Origin of the sequence: Paenibacillus sp. FSL R10-2778 (assembly GCF_038593035.1) — a bacterium.
GTDB lineage: Bacteria > Bacillota > Bacilli > Paenibacillales > Paenibacillaceae > Paenibacillus_AQ > Paenibacillus_AQ odorifer.
This window is the reverse complement of the sequence record NZ_CP151956.1, coordinates 5,642,466-5,659,706: the sequence shown is the minus strand read 5'-3', so window position 1 is coordinate 5,659,706 and position 17,241 is coordinate 5,642,466. Positions and strand designations below refer to the sequence as shown.

Below are 17,241 nucleotides of genomic sequence, written 5' to 3'. Positions count from 1 at the left end.
CAGATCGGTGTATACATTTTTTCGAAAACAAAACCCCGGCCTCTGGGGGAAGCCGGGGTTTGCGCACTGCCATCTATAAGCTTACTTCAGGAGCGCTAAGGTTCATGTTTTTTGTAGTTCTCTGGTTTATTTACCAGCGAATTTATCGGATGCAGCATCCAGTGCTTTGGCGAATTCTTCAGGGGTAATCGCATCAGATAGCAGGCTTTGATGCGCCTCCATTACCTTTTGCTTGAACTCATCGTCACCCACATCCTGCAGTGGAGTACCGCTGGAAGAGGTCATGGAGCTGAACACTTCAATCAATTCTTTTTGCAGCTGGGTTTCGTTACCCGTTAGGAATTGATCGAATTGCTGCGCAGGTGTACCCGCGCCAGCTTGCCATAGCATTTTAGACCAATGCTCTGGAGCGAAGAAATATTTCAAGAAATCAACAGCGGCTTCAGCATGTTTGGAGTTTTTGCTGACTGCATATCCACCACCATACCAAGCGGCATCATCGGTTGCTTTACCTTTAGCTGAAGCTGGGAATGCGAAAGCACCTACGTTATTGCGGAATTCTTCAGAGAAGTTCTCGTCTGTTGCCAGACCGGACTCCCAAGCGCCCATAAAGAACATGGCAGCTTGCCCTTGTCCGAACAAGTTGCGTGCAGCACCGTAATCGGCAGTCAGCCAGCCATCGGCAAAACCTTTAGCATCGGCGAATTGCTGCATTTCAGTTGCAGCTGCAACCAGACTAGGATCTGTAAAGGATATTTTACGTGCAACAGCTTCATCCATTGTATTGAAATCGCCAGTCTGACGTTGGGCTACAAATTCATACCAGATAGGCAGTGTCCAAGCGTCCATACCATTCATAGCGATCGGGTTAATTTTCTTGGCACGAAGTGTTTTGACGGCGGCAAGCAAATCATCTGTTGTTTTTGGAACCTCGATGCCGTTGTCAGCAAATATTTTTTTGTTATAGTACATCACCATGTAGTCGGCACCACGCGGCAAGCCGTAAAGCTTACCGTCTTTACTGAAGCCGTCCATGGATCCGGACACAAACTGATTACCTTCGAAGTCAGCACTGTTCAGTTCAAGCAGTAGATCGTTATCCAGCAGCGGACTCAGGAAGGAGGGCTGACCCCAGGCTTGAATGATATCGGGAAGCTGATTGCTGGAGGCATACACTTTGATTTTTGATTTGTAAGGCTCATCTTGAAGCGCTTCCACTTCAATCTTGACGTTAGGGTTCTCTTTCATGTAAGCATCGATAATGTCTTGCTCTACCTTACCTGAACCATTGGCCCGATCCGCGAGCGCGGTGAAGAACTTCAGTGTGATTTTTTCGGCGGGTGTGTTTTCCCCTGCACTAACTGTTGCTTCGGCAGTAGCTTCGGCCTTGTCATTTGTAGGTGCATTGGTAGCTTTCGCATTGTTATTTCCGCCACCGCAGCCTGCCAGCAGAGCTGGTAGCATTAGACTCATAAGTGCTAGCTTTATTCCTTTACCTTTCATCAAAAACCCACCTTTTTTATGAGATATATTTCCACGAGAACGGCTGTCATCAAACGAGGACGACAATGTCGTTTCTTCTTGCATCCCCATCTTAAGAGTTTATGACCAATAGAAACATGGTCCATATTTAAGAACTATGTAGGCATTTTTCAGTGATTGTAAAAAGCTGGTTCAGGGTTTAATGATTTCAGTTATACTTGGTTTACACATTTATTGATTATACATGAAGGTGGTTCTCATGAATCGAAACATCCGCTTATTAAGCCGTTATCGCCATCTTCCGCTCCAGTTTAAGCTGTTATTATGGTTTGTGCCGCTGCTTCTCGTGACTATATTTGCTATGGGGTGGAACTCCTATCAGATCTCTTCGCAGCAGGTGGTGGAGAAAATGAAGCAGTCACAGGATCACCTGACCCGAAAAACAGCAGAGCAGATTGATGAGATGGTGAGGGGAATGATTTCTTTTTCCAATACACTCTTTCTGGATGAAAGTGTGCAGCGGCTCTTAGTGTCATCAGAAGCACAAAAAGAACGTAATTCCGTATTTAAAACGGTCACCAACCTGATGGTCGCTGGCAATTCGATTCAATCCCTGATTCTATACTCTTTGGAAGACCAGAATAACGGGGCGGAGCCTTTTGCTGCGAACCAAGCCGGATTGACGACTGGCATGAAGTTCTCTAACTTTGTCCAAACCTCGTACTACAAGGAAGCCGTTGAAGCCGCAGGCAGTCCAACCTTTGGATTGTCCAGACCCACGGATGGCATATTTGTTGGTGATCATTATCATAAGATTGTACTTTCCAGAATTATCAAGAATGTATATACTTTAAAACCGGCAGGGCTAGCGGTGATCGGGGTCGATGCTGGTAAGATTGGAAGCCAATATCTAGACAACTCTGAAGATGATGTAGATATGTTTGTGGTAGATCGAGACGGGCTCATCATTACGGCTTCTAACCGGAGCTGGATCGGCAAAAGAGACCTTGATCTTCCGTATTTCGCGGACAGCGATCCTAAGTTGAACCTAGAGCAGAGACTGGAGTCTACAGCGGATCACAAACAGTGGATTGTCTCGCATCTGCAGTCAGAAACGACGGGTTGGTATGTAGTGGTGGTGCATTCCAAACGGCAGCTTGTCAAAGAGCTGGGGCAGATTTCACAGGTCACGGTGACGATCGCTTTTCTGTGCTTAGCAGTTAGCTTAATGGTTACCTGGCTCGCCGCTGCCTCAATAACGAAACCGCTGAAAAAGCTTTCCCGCTCCATGCGCAGATTCCAGACAGGGGATTTCACGCAGCGCGTATTTTTTGAAGGAAATGATGAGATTGGTCTCTTGGGCCATGGTTATAATCTAATGGTTCAGCGGATCAAATCGCTCATCAATGATGTATATGCCTCCAAACTGAAGCAGCAGGAAGCAGAATTGAAAACGCTTCAGGCACAGATCAGGCCGCACTTTTTATATAACACGCTGAATACGATTTGTTGGGAAGCTGAGAAGAAGGGCGACAAAGAAATAGCGGATATGGTCTATTCGCTTTCTCAAGTATTCCGGCTGAGCTTAAATGATGGGCGGGATACGTTTACATTGGAACAGGAAGTAGAGCTTGTAAAGAATTATTTGTTCCTGCAAAAAAATCGGTTTAGAGAACGTTTTGAGTTCGAAATTACCTTGGATGAGAGTATCAAGGATTTTACAGTTCCGAAGCTGCTGCTCCAGCCACTGGCGGAAAATGCAGTGATTCATGGGATCGAGCCACTGGCTGGAAGCGGACTAATCTCGATTCGCGCCTTCCGCAAAGATAGGACTATTGTGCTCGAAGTTCAAGATAACGGGGTGGGAATCACGCCGGAAAGACTTCAGGAGCTACATCAGCGTTTAGCGAGAGGAAGCTCTATCTCGGAGGAAGAGGAGAATGCTGGACGTTCGGGGTTTGCACTCTCGAATGTACAGGAACGTTTAGCTTTGTTTTTTGCCGGAGCCTCATTGCAAGTAGAGAGTGTAGAAGGAGCAGGCACACGTATTATCATTCATATCACTGTGGAGGGTCCCTAAATGATGAAGCTGAAGCTGCTGATTGCTGAAGACGAAGACACCATCCGTGAGGGTATCGTCAATATGATTGACTGGAATTCGCATCAGATTGAGGTAATGGGCGAAGCGGGGAACGGAAGTGAAGCGCTGGCTCTGATGGAGTCTGAACAGCCGGATTTATTGTTAACGGATATCCGCATGCCGCAGATGAATGGTCTGGAGCTAATCGAAGCTGGACGGCGTCGCGGTTACGACTTTCGCTCGATTATTTTATCTGGATACAATGAGTTCTCTTATGCGAAACAAGCGATTGCGCTGGGGGTTGTCGATTATGTGCTGAAGCCGTGCCGGCCGGAGGAAATTCTGAAGACGGTACTAAAGGCTAAGGAGCTAATTGAAAGGCAGCGTTGTCAGGAGAATGAGCAGCTAAAAAGAGATCGTTCCTGGCATAAAAATGCACCGCTTGTCAAAAGCCAAGTGCTGTCCCAATGGATTCATCATCCTCCGGTTCCGCTGGAGCGGCGGCAGGAGCTGATCGGTGAGTTAGCTATGGCTATTAGTCACGAAGGTCCGCAGATTGGGCTGGTCAGCTTTGATTTTGATCCTCCCTCTGCCGGTGGGTCTGGACAGGATTTTGTACTTTTACGTTACGCGGCCCTAAATATTATTAGTGAGACCTTGTCTCCTATCTATAAAGGAAAAATCGAGACCTTCCATGATGGCAATCTCCTGCTCTGGATCGGCAGTGGTTTAGCTGGAACGGATTCCCGCAAGTCTTACCGAACCCCCATCTATTTAAAAGAGCAGATTGGGATGCTGCAAAGCAATCTGGAGAAATACCTCAAGCTGTCAATCAGTATTGCTGTAGGCTCCTGTCGTGCGGATATTTCGGAAGCTCATCTGTCTTATAAAGAAGCGCTTCAGGCCATGGAATCCCGCTTTCTGAACGGGAAAGGCGGCGTTTATTTTTTTACAGAAGGTTCAGGAGTTATTGGGGGTGGCGCACAGGAGATCGGGATTTTAGATGATCCTGAATTAAATGTGCTGGAGGATGAGATGCTTGTGGCAGTCGGTGCAGGAAGTAATGAGCTTGCCCTCGATCTTCTGGAGCAGTGGCTGGAACGTTTTCGCGGAAACCCCGGATGCCTCAAGCAGGAGGTGAATATTCGGGCAACAGCTTTTGTCGTTCGCCTTAAGAGGCTTGCGCAGGAAAAACAAGTAGCTGGATTTGAATGGAAGCAGCATTTGGTCAATTGGATGGAGCAGGCACCACAGATCGAGACGCTGGAGGAATTATCTACGATCCTGAATAAGATCATGCAGAATGTGGTGGAAGCTTTTTCTAAACATCGCCCTCTGCATCGAACAGTAGTTACAGCGCTTGAGATCATCCGTAACAAATATAATACCAATCTGTCTCTGGAATATGTTGCGAAGGAAGCTTATGTATCTAATACTTATTTAAGTTCACTGTTCCGCCAGGAGCTGGGTGTGAATTTTCTCGATTATTTGCATCAGTACCGGGTAGAAGAGGCAAAAAAGCTGCTCCGCCAAAACTTAAAAATGTACGCTGTTGCAAAGTTAGTAGGCTACGGGGAAGAACGCCACTTCAGTGCTACTTTTAAGAAATGGACCGGACTTACGCCCTCACAATATCAAAAGGGACTAGGGAAGTAGGAGTAAATTGTTATCTACTAGGCTTTGTGTGGTTAAACTCTACATATAGCTAAATAGGAGGTAACCGAGAAATGAACCCGAAATGGTGGAAAGAGAGTGTCGTGTACCAAATTTATCCGATTAGCTTCATGGATAGTAACGGAGATGGGATTGGAGACTTGCAAGGAATCATATCCAGACTGGATTATCTGCAGGATTTAGGTGTAGACGTGATTTGGGTCTGCCCTATTTATAAATCACCAAACCATGATAACGGTTATGATATCAGTGATTACTGTGACATTATGAAGGAATTTGGCACGATGGATGATTTTGACCGTTTGCTGAGGGAGATGCACGCACGTGGGATGAAGCTGATGATGGATTTGGTTCTGAACCATACGTCACATGAGCACCCATGGTTTGTTGAATCCAGATCGTCGAAGGACAATCCGAAACGGGACTACTATATTTGGCGAAAAGGAAAAAATGGAGGTCCCCCGAATAACTGGGAGTCTTATTTCAGTGGCTCGGTGTGGGAACATGATCCACGGACCGATGAATATTACCTTCACCTCTATTCCAAATATCAGCCTGATCTGAACTGGGAGAATCCGGTGGTCATTGATAAGCTGCATGAGATGGTGGAATGGTGGCTGAAGAAGGGTGTGGACGGATTCCGCTTTGATGCCATTGCACATATCGTGAAGACGAAAGGTTACCCGGATGCGGATAATCCAGGTGGAACACGTACCGTAAGGGCTTATGGAATGTTCTCCAATCTGGCAGATGTGCATACCCTGCTACAGAATTTATATGATAAAGTGCTTTATTTCTACGATATTATGACGGTAGGAGAGACCTCAGGACTTGGACCGGAGCAGGCGCTAGATTATGTAGGTGATGGTCGCCGGGAGCTGAATATGACTTTTCAATTTGAGCATATGTTTCTGGATGCCGCTTCGGCAGGTAGTGGGAAATGGGATGTCGTCCCGTGGAGTCTACTGGAGCTGAAAAAGATTATGAGTAATTGGCAGACGGTTCTGCATGACAAAGGCTGGAATGCGAATTATCTCTGCAACCATGACCAGCCGCGCGCAGTGTCCCGGTTTGGGAACGACCTTTTTTACCGGATTCCTTCGGCTAAAATGCTGGCGACCTTCATTCACATGCTGGAAGGCACACCTTATATTTATCAAGGCGAAGAAATTGGAATGACGAATGTCTGTTTCGAATCCATTGATGAGTACCGGGATGTAGAGACGCTTAATTATTATGAAGAAAAGCGAAAAAACGGCATTCCAGAAGAGCAGATTATGTCTGCCATTCATTATAAAAGCCGGGATAATGCCCGCACCCCGATGCAGTGGGACGATGGTCACGCAGGTGGTTTTACGACGGGCACTCCTTGGATTGAAGTAAATTCCAACTATATGGAGATCAACGCTGGCAATGCGATTAAAGATCCCGATTCCATCTACAACTACTATAAACAGCTGATTGCCCTGAGAAAAAAACACAAAGTCATCGTTTATGGAGCCTACGGGCTGCTGCTCGCAGAGCATACAGAGATATATGCGTATACTCGGACATTAGAAGATCAGCGGCTGCTGGTTATTCTGAATTTTTATGATGGAGAGCCTGTATTCGAATGGCCAGCGGAGTTCCAACCAGACAATATTGAGCTGTTAATTTCTAATTATTCCGTGGAAAAAGATGAGCAGATCCAACCGCTTAAACTTCGTCCTTATGAAGCACGAGTATATTTGCAGCAGCTTGTGTAAGGGAAGCTACAGGAATGAGTTGTCATGAAGGGGCTGAGCGCTCCACTGTGACAACTCTTCTTTGAGTTTGTGAGTAAAAGACTGTACAATGGCGATACATTAACATACATAGAGTGGAGTTACAGGAAGACGCCTGTGGGAGGAGAGACAACATGACTGAATGGTATGAAAAGAGCTTCGGAGAGGATTATCTGGTCGTATACAAACATCGAGACTTTGGTGGAGCTCGTAAAGAAGTTGAACGAATGATCTCGTGGCTGGGACTACCGCCAGGCTCCAAAGTGCTGGATTTATGTTGTGGGATGGGACGTCATTCACTGGCGCTTGCGGAAGCAGGGTACGAGGTAACTGGAGTAGATTTATCAGAGGTATTGCTGCGTGAGGCAAGATCTCAAAAAGGAGCGGAGCAGGTAACTTGGCTGCGTTCTGACATGCGGGACCTACCGTTAACTGGAGGTTTCGATGCTGTGGTTAATCTGTTCACTTCCTTTGGTTATTTTGAAGAGGATGAGGAGCAGGTAAAGGTTTTGCGTGAAATCTATCGGATGTTGAAGCCGGGTGGCAAGTTTGTTATTGATTATCTGAACCCTGCGTATGTGATTCGTCATCTGGTGCCGTATTCTACCCGTGAGGATGGAAAGAATCTGATTGATGAGTCGCGGCGGATCGAGGATGGGTATGTGAAGAAGGACATCATTTTAACCTCTAAGAATGATTCTACACCTCGTCAATATCATGAACGTGTGAAGCTGTATTCTTTGGAGAAATTCAGCGGAATGATCGAGGAAGCGGGTTTACAGCTCGAAGCTGTGCATGGCAGCTATGAAGATGAGGTTTATAATGCAGAAAGCTCCACGCGGATGATTTTTAGTGGAATTCGATCGTAATGGTATCAGGAAAAAGATTCAAAGGCGGTGATCGCACCATGTCTAAGGCGGATATCACTTCATGGGACGAGAACATTCTTCAGGTCTCGGTGCCCATGGACTCGCCGCTTCGTCAAGTGAACAGTTATATTCTGCCCGATGAGGATGGCAGAATTACTATTATCGATCCCGGTCCGCGTAGCCCGGAGACAGAAAAATGCTGGCGGGCGATCCTGCAGGAACTGGGATTGTCGTGGAAGGACGTGCGGGATATCGTCGTAACGCATCATCATCCCGATCATTATGGATTGGCGGGATGGTTGCAGTCGCAGACCGGATGTAAAGTATGGGTGACTGAACGTGCTTATGCCGAAGCGATGTTGATGTGGGGCAGTAACACGGATATCAATGAAGTTTTGCCGTTATATTTCATCAGACACGGAATGTCGGAGGAATGGTCGAGTGGAATTAAAGCGCATTTGGAGAGCTTTGACGCTCAAGTAGAGCCACAGCCGGTTGTAACTTATCTGAATGAGGTAGAGCCTTTCGGGATGGGTGGCCGTGAATGGAAATTGATTGTTACTGGCGGACATGCACCGGGACATGTGAGTTTCTATCATGCGGGCAGCGGGCAAATGATCTGCGGCGATGCTGTGCTGCCGCAGATTTCGCCCAATGTCAGCCTGCTTCCAGGCAGCGATCCACAGCCGCTGCAGACGTTTCTTCAGGGGCTGCGGGAGCTGGGGAGCTACCCGGTCAGCATGGCGTTCCCGGGTCATCGGGAACCGTTCACGGGCTTCGCGCACCGGGTCAGCAGCCTGCTCGCTCATCATGAGGAGCGGCTGGATGCCGCTGCAGCCTTGCTCGCAAACGGTCCGCTGAGCGGCTTCGCCGTCTGCGAAATTCTGTTTCGCAGCCGGGTAACCACCGTTCACCAGATGCGCTTTGCGATGAGTGAGACACTGGCGCATCTGGCGGAGCTGATGCGCCGGGAGCGGGCAGTGATGATAGAGGCGGACGGTGCTATATTGTTTGCAGCATCTGAAAGTGCTGGTGACCATGTTAGTTAGAGTTTCTAGCGCGATCGAAGAGTGATGAAATGAATGATGAGCGATGATGATGAGTGATGAATGATGAAATGAATTTAGATGTGAAGGTTATGATCTAGTAGAGGTATAGAGCAGTCCTGTGTTATTGGGACTGCTCTTTTTTGGGTTTTGGTTTTAGTGACTAGGTAGAGAGTATAATTCGGTGCTATTTATATGAATATTGAGCTCCTTAGTCCGATCGAATACCCAACTAACATTTGATATATACTCATGCGTCACGCTGATCATTTGGACTAAAATTTGATTACTTTGCTTATGTGCCCCGCTGAACATTTGACTAACATTTGATTACTTTACTCGTGCGTCATGCTGATCATTCGGGCTCAGATTGAATTACTTACTCGTGCGTCATGCTGATCATTCGGGCTAACATTTGATTACTTTGCTTATGTGTTACGCAGGTCATTCGGACTAACATTTTGATTACTTTACTCATGTGTTACACAGATCATTCGGACTAACCTATGAGTACTTTACTCATGCGTCACATAGATCATTCGGACTCAGATGCCGCTATTCGTGGGTTTTGGGACTTTTGAGGTGAGTATCGGACCGGAGAGGCGTTATTGCTAGTGTAGAGGGTTGTTATTGGTCACTTTTGAGTGAATAGCGACTCTGGAGTCCGAAAGTGACTAAATCAAGGGTATTTTATGGAGATAGGGTCATCTGAGTCCGATTACATAACCAAACTAACATTTGATTACTTTACTCATGCGTCACACAGATCATTCGGACTCAGATGCCACTATTCGTGGGTTTTAGGACTTTTGAGATTAGTATCGGACCGGAGAGGCGTTATTGCTAGTGAAGAGGGTTGTTATTGGTCACTTTTGAGTGAATAGCGACTCTGGAGTCCGAAAGTGTCCGAATCAGGGGTGTTTTATGGAAATAGGGTCACCTGAGTCCGATTACATAACCAAACTAACATTTGATTACTTTACTTATGCGTCACATAGATCATTCGGACTCAGATGCCGCTATTCGTGGGTTTTAGGACTTTTGAGATTAGTATCGGACCGGAGAGGCGTTATTGCTAGTGTAGAGGGTTGTTATTGGTCACTTTTGAGTGTATAGCGACTCTGGAGTCCGAAAGTGACTAAATCAAGGGTATTTTATGGAGATAGGGTCATCTGAGTCCGATTACATAACCAAACTAACATTTGATTACTTTACTCATGCGTCACACAGATCATTCGGACTCAGATGCCACTATTCGTGGGTTTTAGGACTTTTGAGATTAGTATCGGACCGGAGAGGCGTTATTGCTAGTGTAGAGGGTTGTTATTGGTCACTTTTGAGTGAATAGCGACTCTGGAGTCCGAAAGTGTCCGAATCAGGGGTGTTTTATGGAAATAGGGTCACCTGAGTCCGATTACATAACCAAACTAACATTTGATTACTTTACTTATGCGTCACATAGATCATTCGGACTCAGATGCCGCTATTCGTGGGTAGAAACACATCTTGCCGAGTAACTAAGTGTTGGTATTGACTAATTAGGGAATTTATCCCTGTTTTTTGAGGTTTGTTGAGGTGTAGAGCTGATATTAGGGAATTCCCCCTAATAATCTACGAATGTAGCTATAAATTAAGGTTTTGGTAGAGTTATTAGGGAAGAATTCCCTAATAACTTAGGTTTTGAACAATTTTCGGTATTTTTTAGGAGTTTTTCCCTAAAACGGTCCCAACCCAACCCAACCCAACCCAACCCAACCCAACCCAACCCAACCCAACCCAACCCAACCCAACCTTAAAAAAAAGCGATTGCCTCATAACCCGCAAGGGCTACGAAACAATCGCTTTTTAATTCTCAGAGTGTACCCAAAACACCGGTTACTCTGGTTGTTTTTCATGTTCTGCAAGTTTCCTTGCAGCTTCTTCGCGATCCTCAGGCGAATGCGGAAGTTCGAGGTCTATCTCACGCTCCGCTTGCTTACGGTGTGCGATTCGGCTACTAGCTGCAGCGGCTACCGCGCCGACGATATCGTCGAGAAAGGTGTGGATCTGCCCGGTGTTTTTGTCGTTCAACCGTTCAAGAACGCCTGGCTTAAGCTTGTCCACATAACCATAGTTGGTGAAGCCAATGCTGCCATATACATTTACGATAGAGAAAGCCAGAATCTCATCCACTCCGTATAATCCCTCATCATTTTCGATCATATCCTGAAGCGGCGGAAACAACTTCCCCTCCTCCGCGAGCATGTCCAATTGAATGCCCGTAAGTACCGCATTTTGCACTTCTCGTTTGCTGAGTACCATCTCAACGTTATGGACACATTCTTCCATCGTTAAGTTTGGATAATATTTTTTTTGCAGAAACATAACGAGCTCTGCGATTTCCTGCAGGTTCACTCCACGCTTATTCAACCACATTTTGGTCGCATCTGCGACTGCCTTGCTGTTCAGACTGTAAGGTATTTTTGCGATTGGTTCATCAGCCATGATTAGTCACCTCGTAAGTTAAGTCTTTGCATTACAACGTTCGTTAGCATGATGTTAAGCGCTGGTGTTATCTCAGATTGTACGTTTAGAAAAAGTATTTGTCCAGAAAACGGAGTCTATGTGAATTAAAATCTAGATCCAACCTAACCTGAAAATAAAGCGCACAGGCTTTTCCAACAATTTAGGATAAGCAGTTGTTATTTTTTGGACAAAGGTCTCGTATACATAGCAGTACAAATGTATCTAACCTTGAAAGGGGTAATAAATGATGAAAACAATGCAACAAATCCGCGGGATTTCCGCAGTCTGCCTACTCGCAGTTCCGCTGGCACTGTCCGGTTGCGGCTTGTTCGGTTCGGAATCAGCATCGATTGATGCTCCGCCACCTGAGGTTGAAGCCCAGATGTTACAGACAGAGGGAAATAATACTTTGGATTCAGGTGTATTTGGTCCAGTGGCTCAGGATGATGCACAAGCAGTTGTGAAGGACAGCACCAAAACCGCTAAAGCAACGGATAAAGCAACGGCTTCCGGTGACCGGACGACCGTATATTTGGAAGATGGAAATGGCTTACTCGCTCCAGTGTCGCTAAATCTGCCAAAAAGCAAAGACTCCGGCACGCTCAAGAACTCTTTAATGGCATTAGTGAATAAGGGAGAATATGCGTCCTCATTGCCAGAAGGTTTCCAAGGCATTCTACCAGCTGGAACTGAGGTGCAAAGCATTACGGTAGACAAGTCGAATCTGGCAGTTGTTGAGTTCAATTCGGAATTTAACAACTATGATGCTGCGGATGAACGCAAAATCCTTGAAGCGATCACTTGGACACTTACCGGTCAAGATGACATTAAAGGTGTACAGTTCTGGGTAGATGGTAAAAAGCTTACGGAAATGCCGCTTCAAGGTACTCCGCTGGATCGCCCGCTGTCCCGCACAATGGGCATTAACCTGCCAAAACAAGGTCCATCTTTGATGAACTCTAGTGCGGTTACTGTTTATTTTTCCACAACATCTCCTGAGGGTATCCAATATTATGTTCCGGTTACGCGCTTTGTACCCGCAGGGCAAGAACAGCTGACTGCTGCTATCAATGAACTGATTGCGGGACCTGAATCCGGAGACGGTCTGGAAATGGTTATGACACAGGGCACATCACTTGATTCGGTTGAAGCCGGACAAAACGGTGTTGTTACTGTATCCTTGACTGACGATATGTTCGCAGATGGGAAGGAAGTTCCTGCCGAATTGCTGGAATCGGTTGTTCTAACTGTTGCGCAAAATACGGAAGATGCTCTGGTTCAAATTCGTTTGAACGGCAAACAATCGATTACCGACACTGACAATGTGGACTATAGCAAACCTGTTTCTGCACCTGAATTTTTGAACGAGCTCCCGTTATAGAATGACCTTCTAAGGTTTAAAAGATGCTTTTGTGCCTCCTCTTTGGTAGAATAAAAGTTGCTCAAAAAGACGTAACGTCCCGAACGGTGAACTGCCGCAATGAACAACAGGGAAACGGGACTCACACTAAACTATTAGCTATACGATGTAGGAGGCAGAAAAGATGAGATCAAACGGGCGAACGGACGACCAATTACGGCCGCTGACAATAACGACCCAAACGAATAAATATGCTGAGGGCTCCGTGATCATTGAGATGGGAGACACCAAAGTTATTTGTACGGCTACTGTAGAGGAAAAAGTGCCTCCGTTTCTTAAAGGACAAGGAAAAGGCTGGGTAACTGCCGAATATTCGATGCTTCCTCGGGCCACCCAGTCCCGTAATCAACGTGAAGCTGCACGCGGTAAACTTACCGGACGTACAATGGAGATCCAGCGGCTGATCGGCCGTGCGCTTCGCTCTGTGGTGAATTTACAAGCGTTAGGTGAACGTAGTATTACGCTGGATTGTGATGTGATTCAGGCGGATGGGGGAACTCGGACGGCTTCGATAACAGGCGCTTTTGTTGCCATGGCATTTGCTATTAATAAAATTGCACTACAGCACAAGCTGGCTGTTTTTCCTATAACAGACTTTTTGGGAGCTATTAGTGTAGGTGTTGTAGGGGATAAAACATTGCTCGATTTGAATTATGAAGAGGATTCCAAAGCCAAAGTGGATATGAATGTAGTCATGACCGGCGGCGGTGCTTTTGTTGAGGTACAAGGGACTGGCGAAGAAAGACCATTCTCGCGTCAAGAGCTGGACCTATTATTAGGTCTAGGTGAGAAGGGAATTTATGAACTGATTGCGGCGCAAAAAGAAGCGCTCGGAGCGATTGCTCTGAAAATCCCTTCCGGCCAGCCGGGCCAAGAGGTGTAACATGAATTCCAAGGGCAATATTCTCATTGTCGCAACGAAGAATAAGGGGAAGGTGCGCGAATTCGAGCACGCTTTTGCCCCGCTGGGCCTGACAGTTAAGAGTATGTATGACTATCCGCATCTGCCCGATGTGGTGGAAGACGGGGCTACTTTTGCAGAGAATGCGTTTAAAAAATCCAAAGCCGTAGGTGATGCACTTGGAATTCCGGTACTTGCTGATGATTCGGGTCTTTGTGTAGATGCTTTGGATGGCAGACCGGGTGTGTACTCTGCACGTTTTGCCGGTGAAGACGCTACGGATGGGGAAAATAACCTGAAGCTGCTTAGCGAGCTAGAGAGATTGAAACAGGGGGAAGACACAGATCAGCCTTTGCTGAGCACGGCTAGGTTCGTCTGTACTTTATCGCTGTACGATCCAGTTTCCAAGCAGGAGCTAACCGCAGAAGGTGCGGTCGAAGGTTGGATTACTTCAGAACCATCAGGTGCTGGCGGTTTCGGTTACGACCCGCTATTTTATCTGTCGGAACATGAAAAAACTATGGCCGAGCTTACGCTGGAAGAGAAGCAGCAGATTAGCCATCGAGGAACTGCACTGCGACTGCTGACGGCAAAGCTGGAGAAAAAACTGGCAGCCGAAGGCGGCCTATCGCAGGAATAGATTTTTATATAAAAGTGGGGGTGTCCAAAAGCCGCGAAATGGCTGCTGGGCACCCCCGTTTTTTATTCCTTCCCCTTAAACAAAGCATCAAACTTCGTTCGATTCTAGCACATTCACCCGTATGAAGCGGCTACCCGGACACAGCTGACCTTAAACGCAGCTTTATCCGATATTTGAGATTCGAACGGACCCCAAAGTCGCTATGGGCACGAAAAACACCCCGAAAGAAGCATTTTATAGGGAATAGCAGCACTGGAGTCCGATACACAGCTCCAAAGGCTTGAAATTTGTAAATAACGTCAACTGGGTCCGTAACGTAAGCCCCAAAGGATGAGAATGCCTCTGCACTAATAATGGGATGTTCTCCTTGTTGGAATCAAGGAGAGTACCGGATTATATCAGCTTCCAAAGAGCAGGTGTGGAAGCTGGCTCCCACCCCTGAAGTGAAGTGTGAGGCTGCAAGCAGGAATACGTTTTTCCACTGTAGGCGACGACATCACCTACTTTATAAGCAACTCCTGTTACCCAGCTAGACCCTCCCGAAGTAGGAGTAGCAGTCGGTAATGGAGTTTGCGTCGGTGTTACGGTTGCGGTGGGCGTCGGTGCCACCGTAGGCGCTGGAGTAACGGTTGCAGTAGGCGTCGGTGCCACCGTCGGTGTTACTGTTGGAGCTACAGTTGCCGTTGGTGTAGAAGTTGCTGTTCCACACACGCTGATGTATTTCCAGACACCGTCCGGTCCGCTAAGATCGGGACGGTCTCCCTGTGTCCACCACTTGGCTTCATAGAGTGAGCCGCTGTAGGAAACGCGTTGTCCGCCAGTATATGCGGTTGCCGCATTCCAGGTCGCTGCCGAACATTGTCCCGGCGTAGGAGTAGGTGTTGGCGCTACAGTTGGCGTTGGCGTCACGGTTGCCGTCGGAGTCGGTGTTGTTGTAGGTGTTGCCGTTGGTGTTGCTGTTGGTGTAGTCGTCGGAGTCGGTGTTGCTGTCGGTGATGCAGACGGTGTTGGTGTTGGCGTAATGCCTCCGTACAGTTTATCGTATTCCTGTTGGGACGAGTTTCCGTTCAGGGTGATTCGCTGTGGACCGCCTGAAAAATTCAGCTTCATCATACCCGGAATTTCAAGTGAAGCTCCATTCGCAATAGTTTGAGTAGCTGTACCTGTAATACGGTAGCGGTTGAAATCCCAGGCCGTGGAGATTTGCTCAACGCTACCGGCTCCCCATGCCGAGGTTAGGGTTGTAGTTGTTGGCAGGTCGAACTCCAGCTTCCAGCCACCGGAAATATCTGTGCCGGTATTGTTCGTTATTTTTAATGAATAGGTATAGTTCGGATGATCATAGGCGCCGCTGAAGCTGAGGTTGAAGTTTTTAGGTTCAGGCAACTGCGGCTTAGGAGCTCCGCCCGGCGGCGAGGCTGTCTTCAGCTGATCATAGGCAAAATCGGTCAGAGAATTGCCATACGTATAAGTGCCATCGCTCTGCTCAGAGTAATCGCCCGTTAGTTCCCAGAACATCATACCTCCCAAGCCTTTTTGCTTGATGTAATCCAGCTTGTAGCCAAGCGATTCCTTATCTTCATACGTAAGAAAAACCTTCTTGTCTGCGTTGAACAAGTACGGTGTTTTGGTAACAGGATCGAAGTAACGTTTATTCGCTGGATCTTTGAGCAGATTTAGCACATGCCAGATCGGATTTGCACCAGCAGGCTGCTCTGGTGCGGGATCATTCCAGATCCCGTATTGGCCATCTGCTCCCCCACCGGTTGTCGGAGCTGTGCCGTAAAGGCCGGTATTGTTGATGCCTCCATTCACATTTTTCCAGCCTCGTGAATAATAAGGAACTCCGATCACGATTTTTTCCGGAGGAAGCGTTCCAAGATAGTATCGGACCGCCCAGTCGGTATTCAGAACCGGAGTACCCAGCGCAGCAGTTTCAGTATCGCGGGAATCCGGGTACAGTGCAGAATGCGGCCCAACATATCCATTCCAAGCCCCATGGAAATCATAGGTCATAAGGTTCGCCCAGTCTAAATACTGATTGGCTTCCCCAAGCTTCATGCCCCCAAGAATCCAGGAAGAGGCGGTGGCCGCAATAGTCAGGTCATATTTCTGATTGTCTTGTGAACCTGCCAGATCGAGCTTTTCGCGGAGTTTTTTCATAAGAAGAACGTAGTTGTTGTAATTAACTGTACGCAAAGGTTCTGCCACGGCAAAATCGTTAGGATTACCGGACTGCCCAGTGCCAGAAGGGTACTCCCAATCGATGTCTACTCCGTTGAACTGATAGGTACGCAGAAAATCCACAACACTATTGGCAAAAGCTTCTCGCCCGGCTTCCGAATTCGCCATGTTGAAGAACCCTCCGGAACCCGACCAGCCGCCAACAGAAATTAGGGTGCGGACATCAGGATAGAGCTGTTTGTACTTAACCAGTTGGTTAAAATGCCCCTTAAAAGGCAGGGTGGTCAGCTGACCGGGATAGTCTTTTTCGATTGCAGCTGTACGGTCCATGAGATCAATCTTGTTCGTTTGAGGATTTACCTTGGCGAAGGCGTAGTTAATATGGGTAATTTTATCCCACGGAATCTTGTCTACGGTGTAAAATCCTTTGTTCTCCTGATCGCCCCACTCTGGGAAGTAAGCAACGATTTTGCGAGGATGATCAGCTGCTGGAGCGGGAGCGGAAGGTGTTGTTTCCGCAGCATGGGCCACTGGTAAGGATGCACCTGTCCCGGTGTAAAGTGGAACCAGAACGATTAGGCTCATTAGCGCAGCAAGGTAACTTATGGATATTTTGCGCTTAGCACGTGCTTTTGCAATCATATTTAATATACCTCCAAAGGGGGATAATGTTATTT

General features: G+C 47.1%; 11 protein-coding genes. 8 read left to right on the top strand and 3 right to left on the bottom strand.

What is annotated here, in order from left to right:
• Positions 1-126: 126 nt before the first annotated feature.
• Positions 127-1,503, bottom strand: a complete 1,377-nt coding sequence (locus NST40_RS25405; RefSeq protein ID WP_076277610.1) for an extracellular solute-binding protein — start codon at positions 1,501-1,503, stop codon at positions 127-129.
• A gap of 238 nt (positions 1,504-1,741) precedes the next feature.
• On the opposite strand from NST40_RS25405, the gene NST40_RS25400 reads away from it, so the two are divergent.
• The 5 genes from NST40_RS25400 to NST40_RS25380 all read left to right on the top strand — a co-directional run bounded on the left by NST40_RS25400 (position 1,742) and on the right by NST40_RS25380 (position 8,917).
• Positions 1,742-3,562: a sensor histidine kinase gene (locus tag NST40_RS25400; protein ID WP_076186346.1), complete on the top strand. Its 1,821-nt coding sequence runs from the start codon at positions 1,742-1,744 to the stop codon at positions 3,560-3,562.
• Positions 3,563-5,218: a response regulator gene (locus NST40_RS25395; protein ID WP_076129195.1), complete on the top strand. Its 1,656-nt coding sequence runs from the start codon at positions 3,563-3,565 to the stop codon at positions 5,216-5,218.
• Positions 5,219-5,289: 71 nt separating this feature from the next.
• Positions 5,290-6,981, top strand: coding sequence for an alpha-glucosidase (locus NST40_RS25390; protein ID WP_076220455.1), 1,692 nt, complete (start codon positions 5,290-5,292; stop codon positions 6,979-6,981).
• 152 nt (positions 6,982-7,133) lie between these two features.
• Positions 7,134-7,868 (top strand): class I SAM-dependent methyltransferase, encoded by a 735-nt coding sequence (locus tag NST40_RS25385; protein WP_076277609.1) that lies wholly within the window; start codon positions 7,134-7,136, stop codon positions 7,866-7,868.
• Between the two features lie 38 nt (positions 7,869-7,906).
• Positions 7,907-8,917: an MBL fold metallo-hydrolase gene (locus tag NST40_RS25380; protein ID WP_076277640.1), complete on the top strand. Its 1,011-nt coding sequence runs from the start codon at positions 7,907-7,909 to the stop codon at positions 8,915-8,917.
• A 1,872-nt stretch (positions 8,918-10,789) separates the two neighbouring features.
• Here NST40_RS25380 and NST40_RS25375 read toward each other — a convergent pair.
• A complete protein-coding gene (locus NST40_RS25375) occupies positions 10,790-11,398 on the bottom strand; it encodes a phosphatidylglycerophosphatase A (RefSeq protein WP_076129198.1) in 609 nt (202 codons plus the stop codon).
• Between the two features lie 268 nt (positions 11,399-11,666).
• Between NST40_RS25375 and NST40_RS25370 the strand changes: the two genes are divergently transcribed.
• The 3 genes from NST40_RS25370 (at position 11,667) to NST40_RS25360 (ending at position 14,380) form a co-directional block, all read left to right on the top strand.
• The gene (locus tag NST40_RS25370) at positions 11,667-12,800 is read left to right on the top strand and encodes a GerMN domain-containing protein (RefSeq protein ID WP_179087056.1); all 1,134 of its coding nucleotides are present in this window, start codon (positions 11,667-11,669) and stop codon (positions 12,798-12,800) included.
• A gap of 163 nt (positions 12,801-12,963) precedes the next feature.
• Positions 12,964-13,722, top strand: coding sequence for a ribonuclease PH (gene rph, locus NST40_RS25365; protein WP_036686952.1), 759 nt, complete (start codon positions 12,964-12,966; stop codon positions 13,720-13,722).
• Between the two features lies 1 nt (position 13,723).
• Positions 13,724-14,380: an XTP/dITP diphosphatase gene (locus NST40_RS25360; protein WP_076220464.1), complete on the top strand. Its 657-nt coding sequence runs from the start codon at positions 13,724-13,726 to the stop codon at positions 14,378-14,380.
• Positions 14,381-14,773: 393 nt separating this feature from the next.
• Here the strand turns inward: NST40_RS25360 and NST40_RS25355 are convergent, their stop codons facing one another.
• Positions 14,774-17,206 (bottom strand): glycosyl hydrolase family 18 protein, encoded by a 2,433-nt coding sequence (locus NST40_RS25355; protein ID WP_076278019.1) that lies wholly within the window; start codon positions 17,204-17,206, stop codon positions 14,774-14,776.
• Positions 17,207-17,241: the final 35 nt, after the last annotated feature.